Source organism: Klebsiella aerogenes (assembly GCA_029027985.1).
Taxonomy (GTDB): domain Bacteria; phylum Pseudomonadota; class Gammaproteobacteria; order Enterobacterales; family Enterobacteriaceae; genus Klebsiella; species Klebsiella aerogenes_A.
The window spans coordinates 1157650-1180284 of record CP119076.1 but is presented as its reverse complement, the minus strand read 5'-3'; the positions used below and the strand labels follow the sequence as shown (position 1 = coordinate 1180284).

General features: G+C 50.4%; 23 protein-coding genes and 1 other RNA gene. 18 read left to right on the top strand and 6 right to left on the bottom strand.

Annotated features, from left to right (window positions below):
• The first annotated feature begins 14 nt into the window (after nucleotides 1-14).
• Nucleotides 15-1301, top strand: a complete 1287-nt coding sequence (locus PYR66_05710; GenBank protein ID WEF30364.1) for an HlyC/CorC family transporter — start codon at nucleotides 15-17, stop codon at nucleotides 1299-1301.
• 99 nt (nucleotides 1302-1400) lie between these two features.
• Here PYR66_05710 and grpE read toward each other — a convergent pair whose 3' ends face one another.
• The gene (grpE, locus tag PYR66_05705) at nucleotides 1401-1991 is read right to left on the bottom strand and encodes a nucleotide exchange factor GrpE (protein ID WEF29218.1); all 591 of its coding nucleotides are present in this window, start codon (nucleotides 1989-1991) and stop codon (nucleotides 1401-1403) included.
• Nucleotides 1992-2114: 123 nt separating this feature from the next.
• On the opposite strand from grpE, the gene nadK reads away from it, so the two are divergent.
• The 3 genes from nadK to bamE all read left to right on the top strand — a co-directional run bounded on the left by nadK (nucleotide 2115) and on the right by bamE (nucleotide 5227).
• Complete coding sequence (gene nadK / locus PYR66_05700; GenBank protein WEF29217.1) at nucleotides 2115-2993, top strand: NAD(+) kinase; 879 nt, start codon at nucleotides 2115-2117, stop codon at nucleotides 2991-2993.
• A gap of 86 nt (nucleotides 2994-3079) precedes the next feature.
• Nucleotides 3080-4741 carry a DNA repair protein RecN gene (gene recN / locus PYR66_05695; GenBank protein ID WEF29216.1) on the top strand — a complete coding sequence of 554 codons (1662 nt, stop codon included), beginning with the start codon at nucleotides 3080-3082 and terminating at the stop codon, nucleotides 4739-4741.
• 147 nt (nucleotides 4742-4888) lie between these two features.
• Nucleotides 4889-5227, top strand: a complete 339-nt coding sequence (gene bamE, locus PYR66_05690) for an outer membrane protein assembly factor BamE (GenBank protein ID WEF29215.1) — start codon at nucleotides 4889-4891, stop codon at nucleotides 5225-5227.
• 60 nt (nucleotides 5228-5287) lie between these two features.
• On the opposite strand, the gene PYR66_05685 is transcribed toward bamE, so the two are convergent.
• Both PYR66_05685 and PYR66_05680 read right to left on the bottom strand, forming a co-directional pair.
• A complete protein-coding gene (locus PYR66_05685; GenBank protein ID WEF29214.1) occupies nucleotides 5288-5578 on the bottom strand; it encodes an RnfH family protein in 291 nt (96 codons plus the stop codon).
• A complete protein-coding gene (locus PYR66_05680; GenBank protein WEF29213.1) occupies nucleotides 5568-6005 on the bottom strand; it encodes a type II toxin-antitoxin system RatA family toxin in 438 nt (145 codons plus the stop codon). Before PYR66_05680 ends, PYR66_05685 begins: the two co-directional genes overlap by 11 nt.
• Nucleotides 6006-6158: 153 nt before the next feature.
• Between PYR66_05680 and smpB the strand changes: the two genes are divergently transcribed.
• The 4 genes from smpB to PYR66_05660 all read left to right on the top strand — a co-directional run bounded on the left by smpB (nucleotide 6159) and on the right by PYR66_05660 (nucleotide 9206).
• A complete protein-coding gene (gene smpB / locus PYR66_05675; protein ID WEF29212.1) occupies nucleotides 6159-6641 on the top strand; it encodes an SsrA-binding protein SmpB in 483 nt (160 codons plus the stop codon).
• 144 nt (nucleotides 6642-6785) lie between these two features.
• Nucleotides 6786-7149: a transfer-messenger RNA gene (ssrA, locus tag PYR66_05670) on the top strand.
• Between the two features lie 166 nt (nucleotides 7150-7315).
• The gene (locus PYR66_05665; protein WEF29211.1) at nucleotides 7316-8563 is read left to right on the top strand and encodes an integrase domain-containing protein; all 1248 of its coding nucleotides are present in this window, start codon (nucleotides 7316-7318) and stop codon (nucleotides 8561-8563) included.
• 1 nt (nucleotide 8564) lies between these two features.
• Nucleotides 8565-9206, top strand: coding sequence for a hypothetical protein (locus PYR66_05660; protein ID WEF29210.1), 642 nt, complete (start codon nucleotides 8565-8567; stop codon nucleotides 9204-9206).
• A gap of 120 nt (nucleotides 9207-9326) precedes the next feature.
• On the opposite strand, the gene PYR66_05655 is transcribed toward PYR66_05660, so the two are convergent.
• Complete coding sequence (locus PYR66_05655; protein WEF29209.1) at nucleotides 9327-10367, bottom strand: IS481 family transposase; 1041 nt, start codon at nucleotides 10365-10367, stop codon at nucleotides 9327-9329.
• 472 nt (nucleotides 10368-10839) lie between these two features.
• Here PYR66_05655 and PYR66_05650 point away from each other — a divergent pair, with 472 nt between their 5' ends.
• The 5 genes from PYR66_05650 (at nucleotide 10840) to PYR66_05630 (ending at nucleotide 16689) form a co-directional block, all read left to right on the top strand.
• The gene (locus tag PYR66_05650) at nucleotides 10840-11805 is read left to right on the top strand and encodes a retron St85 family RNA-directed DNA polymerase (protein ID WEF29208.1); all 966 of its coding nucleotides are present in this window, start codon (nucleotides 10840-10842) and stop codon (nucleotides 11803-11805) included.
• Entirely contained in the window at nucleotides 11783-13375 is a 1593-nt protein-coding gene (locus PYR66_05645) for an AAA family ATPase (protein ID WEF29207.1), read from the top strand. The genes PYR66_05650 and PYR66_05645 overlap by 23 nt, the downstream gene beginning before the upstream one ends.
• Entirely contained in the window at nucleotides 13372-14001 is a 630-nt protein-coding gene (locus PYR66_05640; protein WEF29206.1) for a TIGR02646 family protein, read from the top strand. Before PYR66_05645 ends, PYR66_05640 begins: the two co-directional genes overlap by 4 nt.
• A gap of 367 nt (nucleotides 14002-14368) precedes the next feature.
• Complete coding sequence (locus PYR66_05635; GenBank protein WEF29205.1) at nucleotides 14369-14584, top strand: AlpA family transcriptional regulator; 216 nt, start codon at nucleotides 14369-14371, stop codon at nucleotides 14582-14584.
• A 35-nt stretch (nucleotides 14585-14619) separates the two neighbouring features.
• On the top strand, nucleotides 14620-16689 hold the full coding sequence (locus PYR66_05630) for a DUF927 domain-containing protein (protein WEF29204.1): 2070 nt from the start codon (nucleotides 14620-14622) through the stop codon (nucleotides 16687-16689).
• A gap of 649 nt (nucleotides 16690-17338) precedes the next feature.
• On the opposite strand, the gene PYR66_05625 is transcribed toward PYR66_05630, so the two are convergent.
• Both PYR66_05625 and PYR66_05620 read right to left on the bottom strand, forming a co-directional pair.
• Nucleotides 17339-18100 carry a hypothetical protein gene (locus PYR66_05625; GenBank protein ID WEF29203.1) on the bottom strand — a complete coding sequence of 254 codons (762 nt, stop codon included), beginning with the start codon at nucleotides 18098-18100 and terminating at the stop codon, nucleotides 17339-17341.
• Between the two features lie 188 nt (nucleotides 18101-18288).
• Entirely contained in the window at nucleotides 18289-18696 is a 408-nt protein-coding gene (locus PYR66_05620; GenBank protein WEF29202.1) for a helix-turn-helix transcriptional regulator, read from the bottom strand.
• Nucleotides 18697-19067: 371 nt separating this feature from the next.
• On the opposite strand from PYR66_05620, the gene PYR66_05615 reads away from it, so the two are divergent.
• The 5 genes from PYR66_05615 (at nucleotide 19068) to PYR66_05595 (ending at nucleotide 22608) form a co-directional block, all read left to right on the top strand.
• Entirely contained in the window at nucleotides 19068-19589 is a 522-nt protein-coding gene (locus PYR66_05615; protein WEF29201.1) for a PTS glucitol/sorbitol transporter subunit IIC, read from the top strand.
• On the top strand, nucleotides 19586-19960 hold the full coding sequence (locus tag PYR66_05610; GenBank protein WEF29200.1) for a PTS glucitol/sorbitol transporter subunit IIA: 375 nt from the start codon (nucleotides 19586-19588) through the stop codon (nucleotides 19958-19960). The genes PYR66_05615 and PYR66_05610 overlap by 4 nt, the downstream gene beginning before the upstream one ends.
• Nucleotides 19957-20937, top strand: a complete 981-nt coding sequence (locus tag PYR66_05605) for a PTS glucitol/sorbitol transporter subunit IIB (GenBank protein WEF29199.1) — start codon at nucleotides 19957-19959, stop codon at nucleotides 20935-20937. Before PYR66_05610 ends, PYR66_05605 begins: the two co-directional genes overlap by 4 nt.
• A gap of 10 nt (nucleotides 20938-20947) precedes the next feature.
• On the top strand, nucleotides 20948-21961 hold the full coding sequence (locus PYR66_05600; protein WEF29198.1) for a Gfo/Idh/MocA family oxidoreductase: 1014 nt from the start codon (nucleotides 20948-20950) through the stop codon (nucleotides 21959-21961).
• 440 nt (nucleotides 21962-22401) lie between these two features.
• Entirely contained in the window at nucleotides 22402-22608 is a 207-nt protein-coding gene (locus tag PYR66_05595; GenBank protein ID WEF29197.1) for a hypothetical protein, read from the top strand.
• The last annotated feature ends 27 nt before the right edge of the window (nucleotides 22609-22635 follow it).

The window sequence follows — 22635 nt, the reverse complement described above, 5'->3', positions numbered from 1 at the left end:
CTAAGGAGTCCCTCCTGGAACACATTTCTACCACCACGCTGATCATCACGCTGATCATCATGGTGATTATCTCCGCCTACTTCTCCGGTTCCGAAACCGGCATGATGACGCTGAACCGCTATCGACTGCGTCACATGGCGAAGCAAGGCAACCGCCCGGCTAAGCGCGTAGAAAAGCTGCTACGTAAACCGGACCGCCTCATTAGCCTGGTGCTCATCGGCAACAACCTCGTCAATATCCTGGCTTCGGCGCTGGGAACGATTGTCGGTATGCGCCTGTACGGCGATGCCGGCGTTGCTATCGCCACTGGCGTGCTCACCTTCGTGGTGCTGGTCTTTGCCGAAGTCTTACCAAAAACCATCGCCGCGCTGTACCCGGAAAAGGTCGCCTACCCCAGTAGTTTCCTGCTGGCACCGCTGCAGGTATTGATGATGCCACTGGTGTGGCTGCTGAATACCATCACTCGCGTACTGATGCGCATGATGGGCATCAAGACCGACCACGTGATCAGCGGCGCGTTGAGCAAAGATGAGCTGCGTACGATTGTGAATGAATCCCGTACACAAATCTCACGGCGGAACCAGGACATGCTGCTGTCGGTGTTGGATCTCGAAAAGGTCAGCGTTAACGACATCATGGTGCCGCGTAATGAAATCGTCGGCATCGATATCAACGATGACTGGAAATCAATCGTCCGCCAGCTGACCCACTCGCCGCATGGCCGTATCGTGCTGTACCGTGATTCGCTGGACGACGCCATCAGCATGCTGCGCGTCCGTGAAGCCTACCGCTTGATGACGGAAAAGAAAGAATTCACGAAAGAGATTATGTTGCGGGCGGCAGATGAGATTTACTTTGTTCCGGAAGGTACGCCGCTCAGCACTCAGTTAGTGAAATTCCAGCGTAATAAAAAGAAAGTCGGCCTGGTGGTCGATGAATACGGCGATATTCAGGGCCTGGTCACGGTTGAGGATATCCTTGAGGAGATCGTCGGCGACTTCACCACTTCGATGTCGCCCACGCTTGCCGAAGAGGTCACGCCGCTTAACGATGGCTCGGTTATCATCGACGGCGGCGCCAACGTGCGGGAAATCAACAAAGCCTTCAACTGGCACCTGCCGGAAGACGACGCCCGCACCATTAACGGCATTATTCTGGAAGCATTGGAAGAAATTCCGGTTCCCGGTACCCGCGTGCGCATTGAACAATACGATATCGATATTCTCGACGTGCAGGACAATATGATTAAGCAGGTGAAGGTGATGCCGGTGAAATCATTACGCGAGAGCGTGGCGGAATAAACACAGGAAAGAACAACGGTGAACTTCGGTTCGCCGTTTTTTCTTAAAAACCAACAAAAACGGCCGCCCGCAGGCAGCCGTGGCTGGCGAAAGGGCGAATTACTTCGCTTTCGCGACCGTAACCATCGCGGCGCGAATAGTCCGGCCGTTCAGGGTATAGCCTTTCTGCATCACGCCCAGCACGTTGCCAGCGGCTACGTCTTCAGACTCGACCATCGCGATAGCCTGATGCACGTTGGGATCCAGCGGCACGTTAGTATCGGCAATCACTTCCACACCAAACTTACGCACCACATCCAGCATCGATTTCAGGGTCAGTTCGATCCCTTCGACCATCGGCGCCAGATCCGGGTTAGCTTTATCCGCCACTTCCAGCGCGCGATCCAGGCTATCGATAACCGGCAGCAGTTCATTGACGAACTTCTCCAGCGCAAATTTGTGCGCTTTCTCGATATCCTGTTCGGTACGACGACGCAGGTTATCTTCTTCAGCTTTTGCGCGCAGCATCACATCACGTTCACGCTTCTGCGCCTCAGCCAGCTGTGCTTCCAGATTCGCAATTTTCTCATCGCGCGGATCCACCTGCTCAGCAGAAACCTCAGGCTCTACCGCCTCTACGTTGTCGTGCTGCTCCGTGATAATTTCTTCCGGGGCTTGCCCCTCAGGCGTTTTCTGTTCTTTACTACTCATGAATTTCTCCGCGTTTTTTTCGCATTCATCTCGCTAACTTCGCTTATTATGGGGATCAGTTTCCGGGATTCAAGGGAAGCAGACAGATTGTCATCATTCATTTAACCCAAGGACATCCAGATCATGAAGAACCATTTCAAGTGTATCGGCATTGTGGGACACCCTCGTCACCCCACCGCCCTGACCACACATGAAATGCTCTGGCGCTGGTTATGCGGCAAAGGCTACGAAGTACTGGTCGAACAACAAATCGCCCATGAACTACAGCTTAGCAATGTGAAGACCGGCACGCTGGCGGAAATCGGCCAACAGGCGGACCTGGCGGTGGTGGTCGGCGGCGACGGCAATATGCTCGGCGCGGCGCGCACCCTTGCGCGTTACGATATTAACGTGATCGGGATTAACCGCGGCAACCTTGGCTTTCTTACCGACCTTGACCCGGACAATGCGCTCCAGCAGTTGGCCGATGTCCTTGAAGGCCACTATATCGCAGAAAAACGTTTTCTGTTGGAAGCCCAGGTGTGCCAGCACGATTGCCAGAAACGCATCAGTACGGCCATCAATGAAGTGGTGCTTCATCCGGGCAAAGTCGCACACATGATTGAATTCGAAGTGTATATCGATGAAGTGTTTGCGTTCTCTCAACGCTCCGACGGCCTGATTATCTCCACGCCGACGGGTTCGACGGCCTATTCGTTGTCAGCAGGCGGCCCTATCCTCACCCCATCGCTGGACGCCATCACCCTGGTGCCGATGTTCCCGCACACGCTGTCGGCGCGGCCGCTGGTGATTAACGGCGACAGCACCATTCGCCTGCGCTTCTCACAGCGCTGCAACGATCTGGAGATCAGCTGCGACAGCCAGATTGCCCTGCCAATTCAGGACGGCGAAGATGTTCTGATCCGCCGCTGCGATTACCACCTTAATCTGATTCACCCAAAAGACTACAGCTATTTCAACACATTAAGCACCAAACTGGGTTGGTCGAAAAAATTGTTCTGATTTTATAAGCTGCCTCTTTACTGGATAAAAAACCAGTATACACTGTACGAAAACACAGTAATGGTTTTTCATACAGGAAGGCAGCTATGTTGGCGCAACTCACCATCAGCAATTTCGCTATCGTTCGTGAACTGGAAATTGATTTTCACAGCGGCATGACCGCCATCACCGGGGAAACCGGCGCCGGGAAATCCATTGCCATCGACGCGCTGGGGCTGTGCCTTGGCGGCAGAGCCGAAGCTGACATGGTGCGCCGCGGCGCCAGCCGTGCCGATCTGTGCGCGCGCTTTGCGCTGAAAGATACCCCGGCCGCACAGCGCTGGCTGGAAGAAAACCAGTTGGAGAGCGGACGTGAGTGTTTACTTCGCCGCGCGATCAGCGCCGACGGACGCTCCCGCGGTTTTATCAACGGCACCGCCGTCCCACTTTCCCAACTTCGCGAACTGGGCCAGCTGCTTATCCAGATCCACGGCCAGCATGCCCATCAGCTGCTTACCAAAGCCGAACACCAGAAGACCCTACTCGACGGTTATACCGGTGAGTATGCGCTTACTCAGCGTATGGCGGAGCACTACCGCCAGTGGCACCAGAGCTGCCGCGAGCTGGCACAGCATCAACAGCAGAGCCAGGAGCGCGCCGCTCGCGCCGATCTGCTGCAATACCAGCTTAAAGAGCTGAACGAATTCAACCCGCTGCCGGGTGAGTTCGAACACATCGACGAAGAGTACAAGCGTCTGGCCAACAGTGGCCAGTTACTCAGTACCTGCCAGCATGCCTTAACGGTGCTGGCGGACGGCGAAGAGGCTAACCTACAAAGCCAACTCTATACCGCTAAACAGCTGGTCGGCGAGCTGGTCGGCATGGACAGCAAACTCTCCAGCGTGCTCGATATGCTGGAAGAAGCCGCTATTCAGCTCAGCGAAGCGACCGATGAGCTACGCCACTACAATGACCGTCTCGATCTCGACCCTAACCGCCTGTTCGAACTGGAACAGCGTATTTCCCGGCAGATTGCGCTGGCGCGTAAGCATCAGATCGCCCCGGAAGAACTCCCCGCCTTCTATCAGGCTATGCTGGAAGAACAGCGCCTGCTGGATGATAGCGCCGGTTCTCTGGAATCGCTGAGCCAGTTGGTCGTTGAACACCATCGTCTGGCGCTGGAAACGGCGCAAGAACTACACGCCCTACGCCAGAGAAGCGCCGACGAACTCACTCAGTTGATTACCGAAAGTATGCACTCACTTTCCATGCCGCATGGGGTATTTGCCATCGATGTCGCCTTTGACGAACGCCACCTGACTGCCGAAGGCGCCGACCATATTGAGTTTCGCGTGACCACCAACCCGGGCCAGCCGCTGCAGCCGATCGCTAAAGTGGCCTCCGGCGGTGAACTGTCGCGTATCGCACTGGCCATTCAGGTCATTACCGCTCGTAAAATGGAAACCCCGGCGCTAATTTTCGATGAGGTTGATGTCGGGATCAGCGGGCCGACGGCGGCGGTCGTCGGCAAACTATTGCGTCAGTTGGGAGAATCTACCCAGGTCATGTGCGTGACCCACCTGCCACAGGTTGCCGGTTGCGGTCATCATCATTTCTTTGTCTGCAAAGAGACCGATGGAGAGATGACGGAGACCCACATGCAGGCGCTGGATAAGCGCGCCAGACTGCAGGAACTGGCCCGTCTGCTGGGTGGTAGCGAGGTCACCCGCAATACGCTGGCGAACGCGAAAGAGTTGCTTGCGGCGTAAACTTTTTGATTTTCACAGAGTCATAGTGAACAGCAAATTGCCAATAGACCTGCAGCCGAAGGTTCCCAACCGGGCAAAGGTCTATTATTATCGGCATATTACAGATGAGCCACGTATTGCTCGGGCCCAAAAAGGAATCAAATCACTATGCGCTGTAAAACGCTGACTGCTGCCGCAGCGGTTCTCCTTATGTTGACCGCAGGCTGTTCCACTCTGGAACGAGTGGTTTACCGTCCTGATATCAACCAGGGTAACTATCTGGCACCTAACGATGTCGCCAAAATTCGCGTCGGCATGACGCAACAGCAGGTTGCTTATGCTCTGGGTACGCCGATGATGTCAGATCCATTTGGTAGCAACACCTGGTTCTACGTTTTCCGTCAGCAGCCGGGTCATGAAGCCGTGACTCAGCAGACACTGACACTGACCTTTGACAGCAGCGGTGTGTTAACCAACATTGATAACAAACCCGCGCTGACCAAGTAATCATCTGGCCAGAAATACAAAAAGCGCTCAATGAGCGCTTTTTTAATTCAGCTATCCGTCTTATTTTTCGGCGTTTTTCTCAGCCCGCTGGCGACGCAACTCTTTGGGATCGGCAATCAACGGACGGTAAATTTCCACCCGATCGCCGTCGTGCACTTCGTCATGCAGCTTCACCGTACGGCTGTAGATACCGACTTTATTCTTCGCCAAATCGATATCCTCACGCAGCGCCAGAATACCGCTGGAGATAATCGCCTGTTCAACCGTTGCCCCTGCCTGTAGCTTCACACGCTGCAGATACTGCTTTTCCGGCAGTGCGTAGACAACTTCAACGACGATATTAGCCGACACGGTACACCTCTTTGGCGCGAGTGGTGAACGCTTGCACCATGTTGGAAGCCAGTTCTTTAAAGACGCGACCGAAGGCCATTTCAATCAGCTTATTGGTGAATTCAAAATCAAGATGGAACTCGATTTTGCACGCTTCCGGACTGAGCGGTATGAACTTCCAGCCGCCAATCAGCTTTTTAAACGGCCCATCGACCAGGCTCATCAGGATGCTCTGGTTATCGGTCAACGTATTACGCGTGGTGAAAGTCTTGCTGATGCCGGCCTTGGACACATCAACCGCCGCCGTCATTTGCGTCGGCCCAGCCTCCAGCACGCGGCTACCGGTGCAGCCAGGCAGGAAATCGGGATAGGACTTCACATCATTTACGAGTTGATACATCTGTTCCACGCTGAAGGGCACCAGCGCAGTACGGCTAATCTGAGGCATAGCAGGTTCCACATTTAAACACGGGGCAAATAATATCATTTATCTGCTGCTAAAAAAAACGCTGTACCATAACTCGTGCTAAGATAGCCCATTACGCCTCGCAGGAAGGATTGAGGTAACACTGTTTAGAACTAGCGATGACTTCAGGACATTATGACTAAGAAAAAAGCCCACAAACCTGGATCAGCCACCATTGCGCTGAATAAACGCGCCCGTCACGAATACTTTATCGAAGATGAATACGAGGCAGGCCTCGCGCTGCAGGGATGGGAAGTCAAATCTCTACGTGCCGGCAAAGCCAACATCGGCGATAGCTATGTCATTCTGAGAGATGGCGAAGCTTATCTTTTTGGCGCGAACTTTACGCCAATGGCGGTCGCCTCCACCCACTACGTCTGCGATCCGACCCGCACCCGCAAATTGCTGCTCAACCAGCGCGAGCTGGATGCGTTATATGGCCGCATCAACCGTGAAGGTTATACCGTCGTCGCCCTGTCGCTGTACTGGAAGAACGCCTGGTGCAAAGTGAAAATCGGCGTGGCGAAAGGCAAGAAGCAGCACGACAAGCGCACCGACGTGAAAGATCGTGAATGGGCGGTCGATAAGGCGCGCATCATGAAGAACGCCGGGCGTTAATTCCCCTCCTCTGCGGGCCAGTTCCCCTCTGGCCCTGCGCTATATTGTTGTTGTCGCTGCTTTTTCACTCAACAAGCCCGTAGAATCCTCATTTCAGGGGCTAGTAACCGCCTTCACAAATCTGTTATACTTTAAGTACACATTGGGGCTGATTCTGGATTCGACGGGATTCGCGAAACCCAAGGTGCATGCCGAGGGGCGGTTGGCCTCGTAAAAAGCCGCAAAAAAATAGTCGCAAACGACGAAAACTACGCTTTAGCAGCTTAATAACCTGCTCTGAGCCCTCTCTCCCTAGCTTCCGCTCTTAAGACGGGGATCAAAGAGAGGTCAAACCCAAAAGAGATCGCGTGGAAGCCCTGCCTGGGGTTGAAGCGTTAAAACTAATCAGGCTAGTTTGGTAGTGGCGTGTCCGTCCGCAGGTGCCAGGCGAATGTAAAGACTGACTAAGCATGTAGTGCCGAGGATGTAGGAATTTCGGACGCGGGTTCAACTCCCGCCAGCTCCACCAAACATTCATTCATGATGCATCATGAACCTTAAAAAAGCCTGTAACTTCAAAGAGTTGCAGGATTTTTTGTTGCATGTGTGGTCATGATCTCTGTATGAATCTTGACCTTTTGGCACCATGTTTAGCACCACGGTATCGTGGGGCTAAAAAAGCGTGGTGCTAAAACATGCCTAAGCAACTGAAACCCTTAACAAATGTGGAGATCGCTGGCGCGAAGCCCCGTAGCACGGATTATGAGCTACGGGACGGTGAAGGCCTGTACTTGCTGGTTAAGACTTCAGGGAGGAAGGCCTGGCATTTCGAGTATTATCATCCCGTCACCAAAAAACGCACCAAAACCAGCCTTGGCCCTTACCCGGTAGTTACACTGGCCATGGCTCGCGAAACTCGTACGAAATACAGACGACTACTCTGGCAGGGCATCGATCCCCGTCAACACTTAGCAGGAATAGCCGAAGAAAAACGCATCCAGAATGAATGCACGCTGGAAAAAGTGGCGGAACAGTGGCTCAAAGAGAAAAAACGGACCAGCGATCTTAGCGAAGACCACGCCAAAGATGTCTGGCGTTCGCTGGAGATGCACGTCTTCCCTTCTCTGGGTAATACGCCCGTCACCGAGATCCGCCCGAAGATGCTCAAGGAACATCTCACACCGCTGGAAGAACAGGGCATCCTCGAAACGCTGCGCCGGATTATCTCACGGCTCAATGAAATCTTCCGCTTCGCCATCTCCGAAGAGCTCATCGAGTTCAATCCGGCTGACAACCTGGTCGCCCGCTTCAAGAAACCGAAAAAGCAGAATATGCCCGCCCTTCACCCCAGCGAATTGGGCAGACTAATGCTGGCGCTACAGAACGCCTCTATCCGTAAAGAAACCCGCTGCCTTATCGAATGGGAGCTACTGACCTGGGTTCGCCCCGGCGAAGCCGTCAGCGCGCGCTGGTGCGACATCGATATGACAAAAGCGGAATGGCGTATCCCTGACACCTTTATGAAGATGAACCGTTCGCATACGGTGCCGCTCAGCAAACAGGCACTGCGCGTTCTTCAGATCATGGAGCCAGTCAGCCGCCATCGTCCGTGGGTTTTCCCCAGCATTCGCAAACCACTGGAGCACATGCACCAGCAAACCGCGAACGCCGCACTTATCCGAATGGGGTTTGGCGGCGAGCTGGTCGCCCACGGCATGCGCAGCATCGCCAGAACGGCGGGCGCAGGTCATTTTCCCCGTGAAGTCCTGGAGTCTGCACTGGCGCACCAGAAAGAAGATGAGATCGAAGCGGCCTACAACCGCAGCGACTATCTGGAACAAAGGCGACCGCTGATGCAGTGGTGGGGAAACTACGTTGATGCTGCCAGACGGCAGGCATTGCTCGGTGAAGAAGAACCGCTGCGGATCGTGGAAGGAGAATAATGTGACCAGTCCCATTCGTCAGAATCTGTTTGAACGGGAATGTGATATGCCGCTGCTGGAAGCGCGGCATCTTGCCCTCCTGCTTCTCGGCCTCGATGCTTCCCAACCTGCAAACGCCCTGCCGAAAGAACATCAGGAAAATTACCGTATCCTGCACGACGCCATCAGCCGCACTATCAAAGCCACAGGCATGGTCAGCGCCCCGGCGAACAAACGCATGTTCTATGCCGATGAGATGTTCGCGCTGGCCTGGCGGCTTATTGATGACGAACTCACGCCGCCAGAAATTAAGGCCCGTAGCCTGAAGGCGGTAATGAGACTGTCGCGTAACAGTCGTGGCCGCAAGTGGCTGAAGACGCTCGGCGACGATGCGCTGCCGGATCTCGCAGCTTCAACACAACCTTCCCTGCGTGGAATACATAAGCGCGATAAGGCTCGAGAAAATACTGCCCGGCTCTGCTGGCTGCTGGTTCAGCTTCTCGTTGAGGAGACTGACGGGCGTTATGGGACGTCTGATAAACCGGCTTCGGATAGGATACTTCGAAATCTGAAAGAATTGGCTCAAGAGCGGGAATTGCCGTCTGATGGGCTTGGCCGGGGGACGTTTTATGAGGTGTTGAAGATGGGGCGTGAGGAAGAGTAAGTGAGAGCTATTTATTACAGGTTATGGAATACAACTAGATTATAGTTTCTGAACATTTAAGTTGTATTAGCTCAGACCTGATCTGACAGTTACCGGTTATTTATACAGGTATCTGTCAGATTACATCTGGCTTAAATTTTTCTCAGCCCAGATGCGTTTTCCATCAAGTAATGTTTCCATCGGCGTCCGGCCACAGCACATTTTTCCCTGATGGGTTCGCTCATTATTATAGTGAGCCAGCCATTCATCAAGATCTGATTGTAGTGCATCAAGATCTCCATACAGTTTTTTGCGGAACGTCACCTGATAAAACTCGTTCAGTATCGTCCTGTGGAACCGCTCGCAGATACCATTGGTCTGCGGTGACATCGCCTTCGTTTTCGTATGCTCAATGTCATTGATCGCCAGATAAAGCTGGTAATCATGTTGCTCCACTTTGCCGCAGTACTCTGTGCCTCTGTCAGTCAATATCCTCAGCATCGGCAGGCCCTGAGACTCATAAAACGGCAATACACGGTCATTCAGTAAATCTGCCGCTGTAATCGGTGTTTTGGTGACGTAGAGCTTGCAGTGAGCCACCTTTGAGTACGTATCAACGAACGTCTGCTGATAAATACGCCCGACACCTTTCAGGTTGCCTACATAGAATGTGTCCTGCGAGCCCAGATAACCCGGATGGGAGGTTTCAATTTCGCCACAGGCCTCGTCATCACTGGCTTTACGCTCCAGTGCTGCAATCTGAGTATCAGTCAGTTCAATGCCGTCGCGAGCCACTTTTTCTTCCAGCGCTTTCAGGCGTTTTTTGAAGTTCTCAAGTGAGTGGCGCAGCCAGACCGAACGAACGCCACTTCCTGATATGAAAACACCCTGTTTACGCAGCTCGTTGCTGGTCCGGTGTTGGCCATGAGCAGGGGAAGCAATGGCATAATCAACAACGGCCTGCTCAGTGGCATCATCTGTGCGATTCTTAAGATTAGGAGCGCGGCGACTACGGTTTATCAGCGCATCCACACCGCCTTCATCGGCCAGTTCGCGATAACGATAAAACGTATCACGCGAGACCCCCATAATTTTACAGGCTTTTGACACATTGCTGAGTTCTTCAGCCAGATTGAGCAAACCGGCTTTGTGTTTGATGACGGGATTGGTAGTATGAAGCATGAGAGTTACCTCGTGTTTTGTATAAGGATTCGACACCCATATCAAAACCGGTAACTCTCAACCTTTCAAGGTCATATGTCAGATCTGGTCGCGACTAATACATTTAAGTCTTAGCATCTACTTGATTTATATATAGCAAACACTTCGGGTATGACTTTATAGAAAGCAGTTCAATTTCCCTACTGCATCTTCACCTAATCGTTGTGTTTCGTGAGGCATTGATGTGCAGTATTCGATACAGTAGACTGAGAGGGTCCTTTAGCGTTTAGACGATTACGTCTAGTCGGGTGATTAGCCAGACTCTAACTTATTGTGGGGTTTCGTGGTTGCGGTAGTCGTTCTCCGCAGCCGCTTGAACCCATCGCGGCTGCGGAGAACGACTACCGCATCCTTTAGTAAAGGACAGTGGCAAACCGATACTCGGTTTGCCACATTTTCTTTGTCTATGTTTATGATTCCCTAAGGACTAAGGATGCGCCTTAACCTCTATGCGAAACTGGTCAAAATTCAGCCGAGAAACCGTCGGCAAATTGACAGCTTCCTTTTTAATGCACCTAATCGATATAAGGTTTACACCATACCTAAACGAAATGGTGGAGAGAGGATTATCGCGCATCCCTCGCGTGAACTTAAGACTTTCCAATATGGTCTTATAACTATTTTGGAAACTCATTTCCGTATCCATGAAAGTGCAGTTGCTTATAAAAAAGGCTTGGGTATTAAACAAAACGCAACTCTACACTCTAATAATCCTTATATTCTAAAGATGGATTTTTCTGATTTTTTCAATAGCATTACTCCTGATTTACTCTTCATGGCATGTGAATGGAATGATTATGAGTTATCTTCTGCAGAGAAGAGAGTTCTTACAAAAGGTTTATTCTGGAATAAAGCTAAAAATCAGTCTGGTAGGCTTTCATTAAGCGTCGGAGCGCCCAGTTCTCCGCTTATTTCAAATGTAATTATGTATCTCTTTGATGATTCATTCACCAACTTTTGTCAACAGCGAGAGATCACCTATTCACGTTATGCTGATGATCTTACATTTTCGACCCATCATAAAAATGCTTTATTTGATTTACCTAATGAAGTCAGACATTTTCTCAATAAAGAGTATCAGAACAGAATAACATTAAATGAACGAAAAACGGTTTTTACTTCGCGAGCTCATAATCGGCATATAACTGGCGTAACGCTGACAACACAAGGGTCGCTTTCAATAGGGCGAGAACGTAAAAGATTCATTTCCTCCTTAATTCATAAATATAAACTTGGCTTACTTGATCCTGACACCTCTTATTATCTACAAGGACTACTATCATTTGCAATTTATATCGAGCCTGATTTCAGAGTCAGAATGTCTAAAAAATACTCAACCAATACCGTTACAGAAATAATAAAACTGAGGAAAGAAGATGAAGCCTATAGAAAACAATAAATTCATTAAACTTGCCTCTAAATCAAGAAAAGGGGATATTGACTCCTCCTACGAGTTATATACACTTTATCAGACCGGAAAATTTCTAGAGCAAGATATTCATAAAGCACAGGAATATCTTGATTTGGCACTTAAACAATTTAGCCAACAAAAAATAAGATTCACACAACTGTCTCTTCTGAATTTTAGGATTATAGATCGCCTTAATCTAGATATGACAAAAAGTCAAATTCAAGTACTTGTTGGAAACAATGGTGCGGGAAAAACAACTGTACTGGATGCAATTTCTTATAGTCTGAGTTGGCTTATACAACGCATTGTACACAAAGGTGGAAGAGCCAGAGACATAGAGAAATCGGATATCAGTATAGGTAATAATGATGGTTATAGTTCTATTATAGCCAAGATTGGTCTCAAACATAATTATAACTCAACACTTGAGTTATGTGAAGTTGAAGAAGGAAGTATTGTAAACAAAAAGAGTTATTATTCATCTTTCACTAGGTTAGGTAATTTGTATAAACTAGCTTGCGATAAAGATGAACGTTTTGAACTGCCACTTCTAGCGTACTATGGAGTGATGCGCTCTACAGATATCAATTCAAAAGATGTATCTGACTTTGATGAAACATCAGCCATAGAAATTAGCAATCGTTTTGACGGATATAATAATGCTCTTACTGGGAAAGCAGACTTTAAAGCTTTCTTTCGTTGGTATAAACGTCTTGATGACGTAGTTAAACACGAAGCAACTTCAGCATTTCAAACTGATCCCAAAATACTCGCATCACTGGAAACATTAGCATTAACGGATTCAAAGTCTCGTAAACTACTAGATGATCTTATCCTTAGTCTTAAGGAACGCCAAGAGTACGAAGGAAGCAGTAGCGCTAAAAGAAAACAAACAATCATAAATAATGCTGTTTCGTTATTTATGGAGGATTTTAGTAACCTAAATGTAGAGTTGAAACCAACACTACATCTTTCAATTGAAAAAAATAATAAAAAAATAAATGTTCTTCAACTATCTCAAGGTGAAAAATCACTTTTGGCCTTAGTCCTTGATATATGTAGAAGAATGATGGTACTCAACCCATTATCAGAAAACCCGCTACTCACTGCAGGTATTATTCTTATTGATGAGGTGGATTTGCATCTACACCCGGAATGGCAACGTAATATCTTGAAAAACTTCAGTAGAGTTTTCCCAAATTGTCAATTCATTGTTTCGACTCATTCACCTCAAGTGATAAGCGAAGTAAAACATCATCAAATTTGTATACTGGGTAAAGATAGCAATGGAAACTTTAATGCATCCAAACCTGAACAATCATATGGACTGACATCAAATGAAGTTCTTAATGAAATAATGAACACTGGCTTTCAAAAACTAGATCGTTCACCTGAAGTACAGAAAGAAATTGATGATGTATTCATGCTTATAGAGGAAGGTAAAATAGAAGAAGCGAAAAATAAAATTAATAAAATAGAATTAGACCTCAATGGAGAAATACCTGAATTAGTTAGTGCTAAATTTGACATCGAACTTCAGGGATGGGACAAAGAATGAGAGAGATACGAAAAGGATCTGAACCGCGCTTACTCACAGAATATCGTTCCAGAGGGGGAGAATATGATGGACCTAATTTTACACCTGTAAAAAATGCCATCAGATCATCTTTGTTGACAGAGCAGGGATATCTCTGCGCCTATTGTATGACTCGCATAACGGCCGAAACAATGAAAGTGGAACATTGGGCATGCCAATCAAACAACCCGCGACTCCAGCTTGATTATTCAAATCTGTTAGGTTGCTGCATGGGATCTGAAGGAGAAAAATTCACTAGTCAAACTTGTGATACAAAAAAAGGTGATAAACCATTAAAATATAACCCCAGCAAACAACAAGATCAAATTAATAACCTCATAAAATATGATGGGCAAGGAAAGATATTTTCAACAGATAGAGAGTTCTCGGCACAAATTAATACTGTACTCAACCTTAACAAGGTCAGGCTAGTACAAAACAGATCATATATACTTACATCTGTACGCCAAAAACTTTCCAGTAAAACGGGTAAGCGCAGCAGAACAGAAATCAGGCGTTTTTTAGATGATTACCTGACTCTCAATCAAGATGGGCAATTGAGAGAATATTGCGGGCTTGTTGAATACTACCTCTTATCAAAAATATGATTACTCAATCAGGAGTTAAGCAGTCATTTAACAAGGTAATCAAAATTTAATATCTGTATGAAATATTTTGGTGCTTATTCTTCCTTCCAAACCTCCATCTTATTTTTTGCAGACCTTAAGATAAGGTCTGCTATTATGAAGAGTTCACTGTCGTACGTTGCCATCCATTATATGTAGTCCCGTTAGAATTACAGCTTGTTAACTTCTCTTTTTTCAATTAATTCATTCATATCCATTAGGGTTTAGGTCTCTTCGGACTCATTACTTTCTATCCGGGCTTAATTTTTTCACCCGGACCTATACCTCCCCTCCCCGTTCCGCGCTATAACCGCTCCGACACTCTGTTCCCGTCCCGTGAGGTGCAATCATGAAAACCAGTGCAGACAGTAACGATGCTTTTCCCGAAAGCGGCAACGTGCGTATGCGGCAGGTAGTCCAGTTTCTGGCGATGAGTGAATCGTCGGTTTACCGCCTGCTTAAAGACACCGACTTTCCCCGCCCCGTCCACCTCTCTTCCCGACTGGTGGTCTTCGATGCCGCTGAAATCCGTCAGTGGCAACAGCGCCGCACCGCCATCCGTTAATCCACGCTCAGGGATGAGCCGACTGATACTCCATCATGAAACGAGCCCCTTTTCTCAACAAGCAGTCTCCCGACCGCACACTCGAAGTGGTGATCCTTGCCGGAAGCCTGGCATGGGAAACCTCACGCGTATGGCGAAAAGATCCTGACCGGGAAGATGATATTACTCCGGTGGTACTCGGCCCGGATGAACTGGAGGATCTGGCCAACCTGACCATTATCAGGCCCGACACGCTCTACGTCCGGGTACTGCGCACCGGCGATATTCGCGAAGAAGACCTGCTGAAAATCGCCGTAAAACTGGCGCACGCGGGCGTGCAGATGGCCCGGCTGATGACCCCTGATGGTGAGGTACTGGAAGACTGGAGCAGTCAGCTTGCACGCCTGCGACAGGAAAGGCCTTCTGACATCCTGCCGGATCACTTCCGCCTCGATGAAGAAGCGCTGTGGTTTGATAAGCTGACCGAACGACGCGACGGTGAAAGCGATGTCCAGCCCCAGCGCATTTGTTCCCCTCTGCGCGTCACCGCCATCACCTACGACAGCCATGACGGCAGCTATGGCCGACTGCTGGAATGGCACACCACCACCGGGCAGTTGCGGCGCTGGGCCATGCCGATGGCGATGCTCAGCGGCAACGGCGAGGAGTTGCGGCGCATCCTGCTGGAGAACGGTCTGACCTATATCTCCACCCGCCCCGCCCTGCGCAGCCTGCTGTGCGAATACATCTCGCGGTCACTCCCCGGACGCCGGGTCACCTGCGTGGAGAAAACCGGCTGGCACAACGGCGTGTACGTGCTGCCGGATGAGGTTATCGGTCCCGGTGGCGACAACGTCATCCTCCAGGGCAGCCACTATCTGACCGGCGGCTTTGCGCAGGCCGGTACGCTGGCGGAATGGCAGGAGCAGGTCGCCGCGCTCTGTGCAGGCAACTCGCGTCTGGTCTTTGCCGTCTGCTGTGCGCTGGCCGCCCCGCTGCTGCGCCTGACCGGAACGGGTGGCGGGGGTTTCCACCTGCGCGGTGAGTCCACCGATGGCAAGACCACGGTGATGAAAGTGGCCGCTTCCGTCTGCGGTGGCACGGATTACTGGCACTCCTGGCGGGCCACCGGAAATGCGCTGGAGGGAATTGCCAGCCGCCACAACGATGCCCTGCTGCCACTTGATGAACTGCGCGAAGTGGACCCGCGTGAGGCCGGGATGATTGCCTATATGCTGGCGAACGGTCAGGGCAAGGGGCACGCCCGCACCGACGGCGAAGTGCGTAACCGCAGGCACTGGACGCTGCTGCTGTTCTCCACCGGGGAGCTGTCGCTGGCGGAACATACCGAGCGAGCCGGGGAGCGCCTCTACGCCGGAATGGATGTGCGCATGGTACAAATCCCCAGCGATACCGGGCAGCATGGCGCGTTTGAGCAGCTGCAAGGCTTTGCCAGCGGCCAGCAATTTGCCGATGCCCTCTGCGACCGGGTGGCCCGCTTTCACGGCACCGCCTTTCGTGCCTGGCTGGCCTTCCTCACCCGCGACATGGACGCCAGCACCACACTGGCAAGAGAGTTACTTCGCCGTTACCAGACCGCCCTGATGCCGGACAACGCCGGAAACCAGGTGCAGCGCATCGTGGCCCGTTTTGCCCTGCTGGCGGTGGCCGGGGAGATAGCGACGCTGCACGGCATCACGGGCTGGCAGGAAGGCACGGCGTATGAGGCGGTGCAGATCTGCCTGCACGCCTGGCTGAATGAACGCGGCCATATCGCCAACCAGGAGGATGAAGGCGTGCTGGCGCAGATCAAGCGGTTTATCACCGCGCACCAGTACAGCCGCTTTGCCTCGTGGGATGGCCCGGACCGCCCGCTGAATATGGTAGGCTTTCGCCGGGTGGAAAAAGATCCGCTGACGGGTGAAGAGCACACACTGTTTCACATCCTGCCGGAGGGCTGGCGGGAAATGTGTCGGGGATTCAGTCCCACCAGAGCGGCCAGGTTATGTCTGGAAGCAGAATGCCTGCTGCCCGGCAGCGACGGGAAATACCAGTCGCAGGTTCGCCTGCCGGAGATCGGCAAAGCCAGGGTCTACCGCCTTACCTCCCGCATCCTCAGTATCTGAGTGCAGTCTCGCGAGTCTTAAAAAAAGGTGGTACAGGGTGGGACAAGTGGTACACGCAGAGCTGGCGCGGGTTTCAGCGTCCCACATTACAGAATTTGGTTTAAAAAAAGTGGTACAGGGTGGGACAGCCGTTGCTGAGTCTGTCCCACTTTTCAGGCTGGTATTTTTCAGGTGGTACAGCGCAAAGCCACGGCTGGCGCGGTTGTACCACTTGTCCCACCTGTACCACCTCAAAAACAGAAGAAATGAAAATGGCGAAAAGGGACTGAAAAGGCAAAGGCCGAAAGGAAGGGAGAATAAGGGGGAACGGGCTTGCCCCTAAAGAACAACAAGCGGCAAATTGTAATTTTGAAAAATCTAAAAGCCTAGCAGCAATAATTATTTGTATTAGCTTAGACTTAACGTAAGTGCTTCTCATATAATACACAGTGAAATCTGACAATCAGCTATGAGTGGGAAAGGATGTTTGAGTCTTTCCAATTATTCAAACCTTAACATATTCTATAATCAGAAAATCATGACCATGACTAATATGGACTGTATTTTAAATTTGCATCTAGCTATTCACATCAACAAACCTAATAAAAATATAGCAACATAGTAGCCACCTATAATTAATAGAAAAAGTCATCGCAAGCACTAAGCGATATTAATTAGATATCAAGTTGCGTTCAAATATAACTATAACACCAAGAGTCAAATGCAGGTTATCCATATGTAATTCGTATTCATCTTGTTCGGCATCAGGCCTCAATAAAAAACTTGTTGCTGTAAAAACATCAATTTTAAAAGAAACTCCACTTGGGATTTCATGCCTTAATGCATTTATGTATTTTTTATATTTACTCTTTAATGTTCTTATCCTATCTTCCTTGTGTTGGGTTGTAATGCAATAATTTTTCTTTGTTGATGCATTATATGAATGAAATGAACAATTTAATGCTAATTCCAGAGTTGAAGTTCCTGTAGGCCCCGTATGTTTAAAATATTCAAAATTTCTTCTTATATCAGAGATTAGGAGGTTTTTAGCAGGATTATCTCCTTTTACTTCAATAGCACATTTAGGTATATCGAAACATGATCTACTGTCCAATATAGCGATATCTATCCTTCCAGATCTTGTTGTGTTCGCATTTTCTCTAACAATGTGTTTGGAGAATATATTGTTAGGTTCAAGCCTTTTCAAGACAGGTACTGTTGCACTGATAAATTCGCCTGTAGGATATTCAAATATGACCTTGTCATCATCATAGCAAAAACATTCACTTTCGACTAAAGCAAGACCTATAGATACAGTAGCCACATACTCTGTATTTATTTGCCCACCAGAACTAAAATTCATTAAATAAGTGACGCCAGCTGATTTTTTCATTCCAGATTTAACAGCATCTACAATATCCGTATTATTCACATTTTCACCACTATATAATTACATCACTATGTTAGATATTTCAACAACCTTAAACTTCAATATGTTTACAAATTCCCCCTTCATTTATTATTTTATATTAATATAATCCTCTTTTGGAACGGAATTATTTCTCCGATTAAGTTTAGCCCTGTATCGTAGTCGTGTCATTTCAAGTCGAATATTCGAATTCAATCCTGCTTCTTCGCGAGGTATTTTTCTTCCTGTTCAAGCAACTTTGTTATCGTTTCAGATACTTGTTTCAGGACTATTTTACGCTGCATTGCCGATAAAAATTTGAACATGTCGTTTAGAAATTCAAGATCTTTTTCAGCAGAGCCTTCCGAAGCTTGAGTATCTTCCTGCTCTTCAAGTAACCATGCCGTGCTGATACCTGTCGCACGGGCGATCTTAAGCAACACATCAGCCTTAGGAAGATTTTGCCCATCCACATACTTCTTAACCATTGGTTCACTGACCCCAATCTTTTGGGCCAATGAGGCATTGGTATGTTTTGTCAGCAGCATGGCCTGCGCCAGGCGTCTGCCAAACTGGATTTTGTGATCTTCTTCGCGATTCTTGCTTTCTGTTTTGTCCATCAATCTAACCAGAAGAACAACTCTTTGATATTCAAAAAGTAATTAAAGATCACCAATAAAGAAGAAAGTTAATATTTTTGTTTGAACTTAACTTTCTTGTGTTATAGTAATCTGTACAAATTGCAGACTATCACCCTCTGCAAACCCAACTACTGAGCATCGCACACTCAGGGCTGAATTGCCACGCATCCGCTCGCCCTGAAAACAGCTCAGTTCACAAAAACACGCCACAAGCGGGGATAATAAAGAAAGCAGTATGAGCCATAGCTGTTTATCGCCATTACCGGAGCCCCAGACGCTTACGCCTGTCATGTCTTAACCTCTGTCCGATAAGTCTGTGCGCTCCGGGCCTTTTACCCGGAGGACTCCTTATGTGGACAGTCAGCCTCGCTGAGGCGTTTATTCATGTATTCCAGGCCGCAGGCAAAATCTTCCTCGACATGATGACGGGGCTTATCCCGATGCTTATCTGTCTGCTGCTGGCCATCAACTTCCTGATGAAGCTGGTCGGCACCGTACGGATGGAGAAAGTCGCCGCCCTGCTCGGCCGCTCGCGCATTCTCACCTACGGCGTACTGCCGGTACTCGGCTGGTTTTTTATGAGCAGCCCCGGCGCGCTCACTTTAGGCAAACTCCTGCCCGAAAAGAGCAAGCCTGGTTATGAAGATGCCCTCGGTACCACTGCCCATCCCCTCACCAGCCTGTTTCCCCACGTGGTGCCGTCGGAGCTGTTCGTCTGGCTCGGCGTCGCCGCCGGGGTTAAGGCGCTCGGCCTGCCCGCCACCTCGCTGGCGCTGCGTTATATCGCTGCCGCCATGCTGATTGGTTTAATCCGCGGGATTATCACCGAGTACCTGTTCCTGCGGCTCAGCAAGCGGGGGAATTCGCCATGATGATTTACTGTGCACGTATCGTCGCTATCGGGTTGTTCGTCGCCGATGGCCTGACCGACAAAATGCTCATCACCTTCGACAGCAACGGGCCGAAGGACTGCCTCGATTACTCGCTGTCGCTGGAGCCGTCGTTCCGGGAAGAGAGCCTGATGATACTCCCCGGCGACCGCCTGCTGCTGGCGGGGCACGATTATCTGGTGACTGCCGTCGGCAAGGGGGCACAGCAGGCGCTGTTTGAACTCGGCCACCTGACGCTGGTGTTTAACGGTGACCTGAATCCCTGCCACGTCGGCGCGGTTCATCTCTCCGGCTCGGTGCCAAACCTGCGCGACCTCCACGGCAATCTGGTGATTGAGGAGGGACGCCCATGAACACGGTGCTTATTCCGCCAGGTCCCGGCGGCTACGGCAAGGGGCTGTGGCTGCCCACAGGGAGCGGCAAAAAGGTGCTGTCGCTGACCGGACGCGAAATCCATCCGGTGGCGATAGAAATCGGCGCACTCACCGAATCGGAAATCGTCAACGGCTTCTCAGACATTCCACCGGATAACGACATCCTGTGCGTGGTGATTAACTGCGCCGGGTCCCTGCGCTGCGGCCTCTATCCGCAAAAGGGTATCCCGACCATCAACGTGCTCCCCACCTGGCGCGCCGGGCCGCTGGCGCAGTTTATTAACGAGGATAACTACGTCTCCGGCGTCACCATGGAGCAACTGGTTCTGGTAGATACCGCCGAAGCCCCGGATGGTAAACCTGAAACGACTCAGGAGCCTGCACCACGGGTTATCACCGCACCGCCACCTGCACGTGGCGCGGAAAAACTGGTACGTATGGTTGAAAAGACAGGCACCGCCGTCGGCCATGTTATCGCCCTGCTGTTCGCCGCCAGCCGCGAGGCGGTGGACGTGTCGCTGCGCAACGTTATCCCGTTTATGGCCTTTGTCTCGCTGCTGATAGCGCTGGTGCAGGAGACCGCGCTCGGCAGCCTGATTGCCCATGCCCTGACGCCGCTGGCGAACTCGCTGTGGGGGCTGGTGGTGCTGTCACTCATCTGCGGCATTCCGTTCCTCTCCCCGGTGCTCGGGCCGGGCGCGGCCATCTCGCAGGTGATTGGCGTGATGATTGGCACCCAGATTGGCGCGGGTGCGATATCCCCGGCCTTCGCCCTGCCCGCGCTGTTCGCCATCAACGTGCAGGTCGGCTGCGACTTCGTACCGGTGGGACTCTCCATACAGGAGGCGAAGCCAGAGACCATCGCGAAGGGCGTCCCCGCCTTTCTGCTCTCGCGTCAGTTAACCGGACCGCTGGCGGTCATAGTCGGCTGGCTGTTTTCCCTGGGTTTATTCTGAGGACTCATATATGAACAAAATCAGAGCCGCCGTGGTGGGCGCAGGCATCTACGGCAAGCACCATATGAATGCGTACCGCCATAACCCGGACACGGTGCTGGTCGCCATCTGCGAAACAGACGAAGAACGCTGCGATGATCTGTCTATGGCATACGGCGTCCAGGGCTACACTCGGCTGGATCGGTTACTGCAACAGGAAGCCATTGATATCGTTTCGGTGGCGACGCCAGACCCGTACCACACCGAATCCATCCTCACCGCCCTGCGCCACAGCAAACATGTGCTGGCGGAGAAACCGCTCGCCACCTCGGTACGCGAGTGTGAGCTTATCGTGGAGACGGCGCGGCAGCGGGACCTACTGGTCGGCGTCGATTTCCACAAACGCTGGGACCCGGCGGTGATGCGCATTAAGGCTGAACTGGAGAAGCCGGAGGCCGGGCGCATCCTGCGCGGGCATATCAGTATGGATGACGTGATAACGGTCCCGACGCAGTGGCTGAACTGGGCGGGCGCAAGCTCTCCGGTGTGGTTTCTTGGCTCACACTGCTTTGACCTGGTGCGCCACCTTTCCGGCCAGGAAGTGGTGTCGGTGTATGCCATCGGGCAGAAGCGGCTGATGGTTGAATGCGGCATAGAAACCTTCGACAGCGTGCAGAGCCTGCTGACGATGGCAGACGGCAGTTCGTGGGTGGTGGAAAACTCGTGGGTGCTACCGGAGGGCTTTCCGAAGGACAACGACGGGCGTATCGATATTCTCTGCGAGGCAACCTATATCCGCAGCACCTCCCAACATCGCGGGCTGGAAATCATCACGCCGGGCATGACGCTCACGCCCAACAGCTACTTCATCAACTACCGCAACGGTGTCGCCAGCGGTTTCGGTATCGATCCTATAAACGACTTTGTGCGGGCGGTCAGGAACCGGTCTCCGTACCCGGTGACGGCAGAGGACGGGCTGGCGGTAAGCCGGATTTGCGAAGCGGTGCATCGCAGTCTGAAGAGCGGAAAGCCTGAAAAAATTTGAGCTACTGGCGCGGATAGTTCTCTGCGCCAGTTTCGTACGATTTTATTAAGCTCTATCCACGCGTCACCATAAAATCAGACGTCACGCTCCCACTATCAAACCAAGTGTACCAACCTCCATCTGCTGGAATAGTAATACGCGTATGCTTTGCCACAGCAATATTCACATACTTAGTATATTTAGGGAAAGCATACGTTTTTCTCTGTCGAACCAACTGACTACCGTGTTTTGGATAATGTTATTTATTTCATGCCCTATATTTCCTTCGATACATATAAAAAATTATTCTTTATAAAAAATCGCAAAATTTTCCGACTATTTGTTTGCGCTACCACACATTATAAAAATTGGATGAGCGGATAGTTTTGTTCGGGCGCATGAAAGCCTCTCCGCGCCAACTCGATAAAACTATCTGAAAGCCACTATATGAGGATTAAATAATGGAAACTGAGCATGAAGCTATCAATATTTCATTAACCATTGAAAATGGTGTTGTTACCAATGTTCGCCAGATTCGAAAAGATGAACATATAGCCTCCCTGGACACTTTTCTATGGATGGTAAAGCGCGCTGGCTATGAAGTTGTTGCGCCTCAAGAAAGCACTCAAGATCCAGAAAATATCAAGGTTCTCGCTGAAGTCGAATAAATGAATACATTGCCCAGAATGATTAAA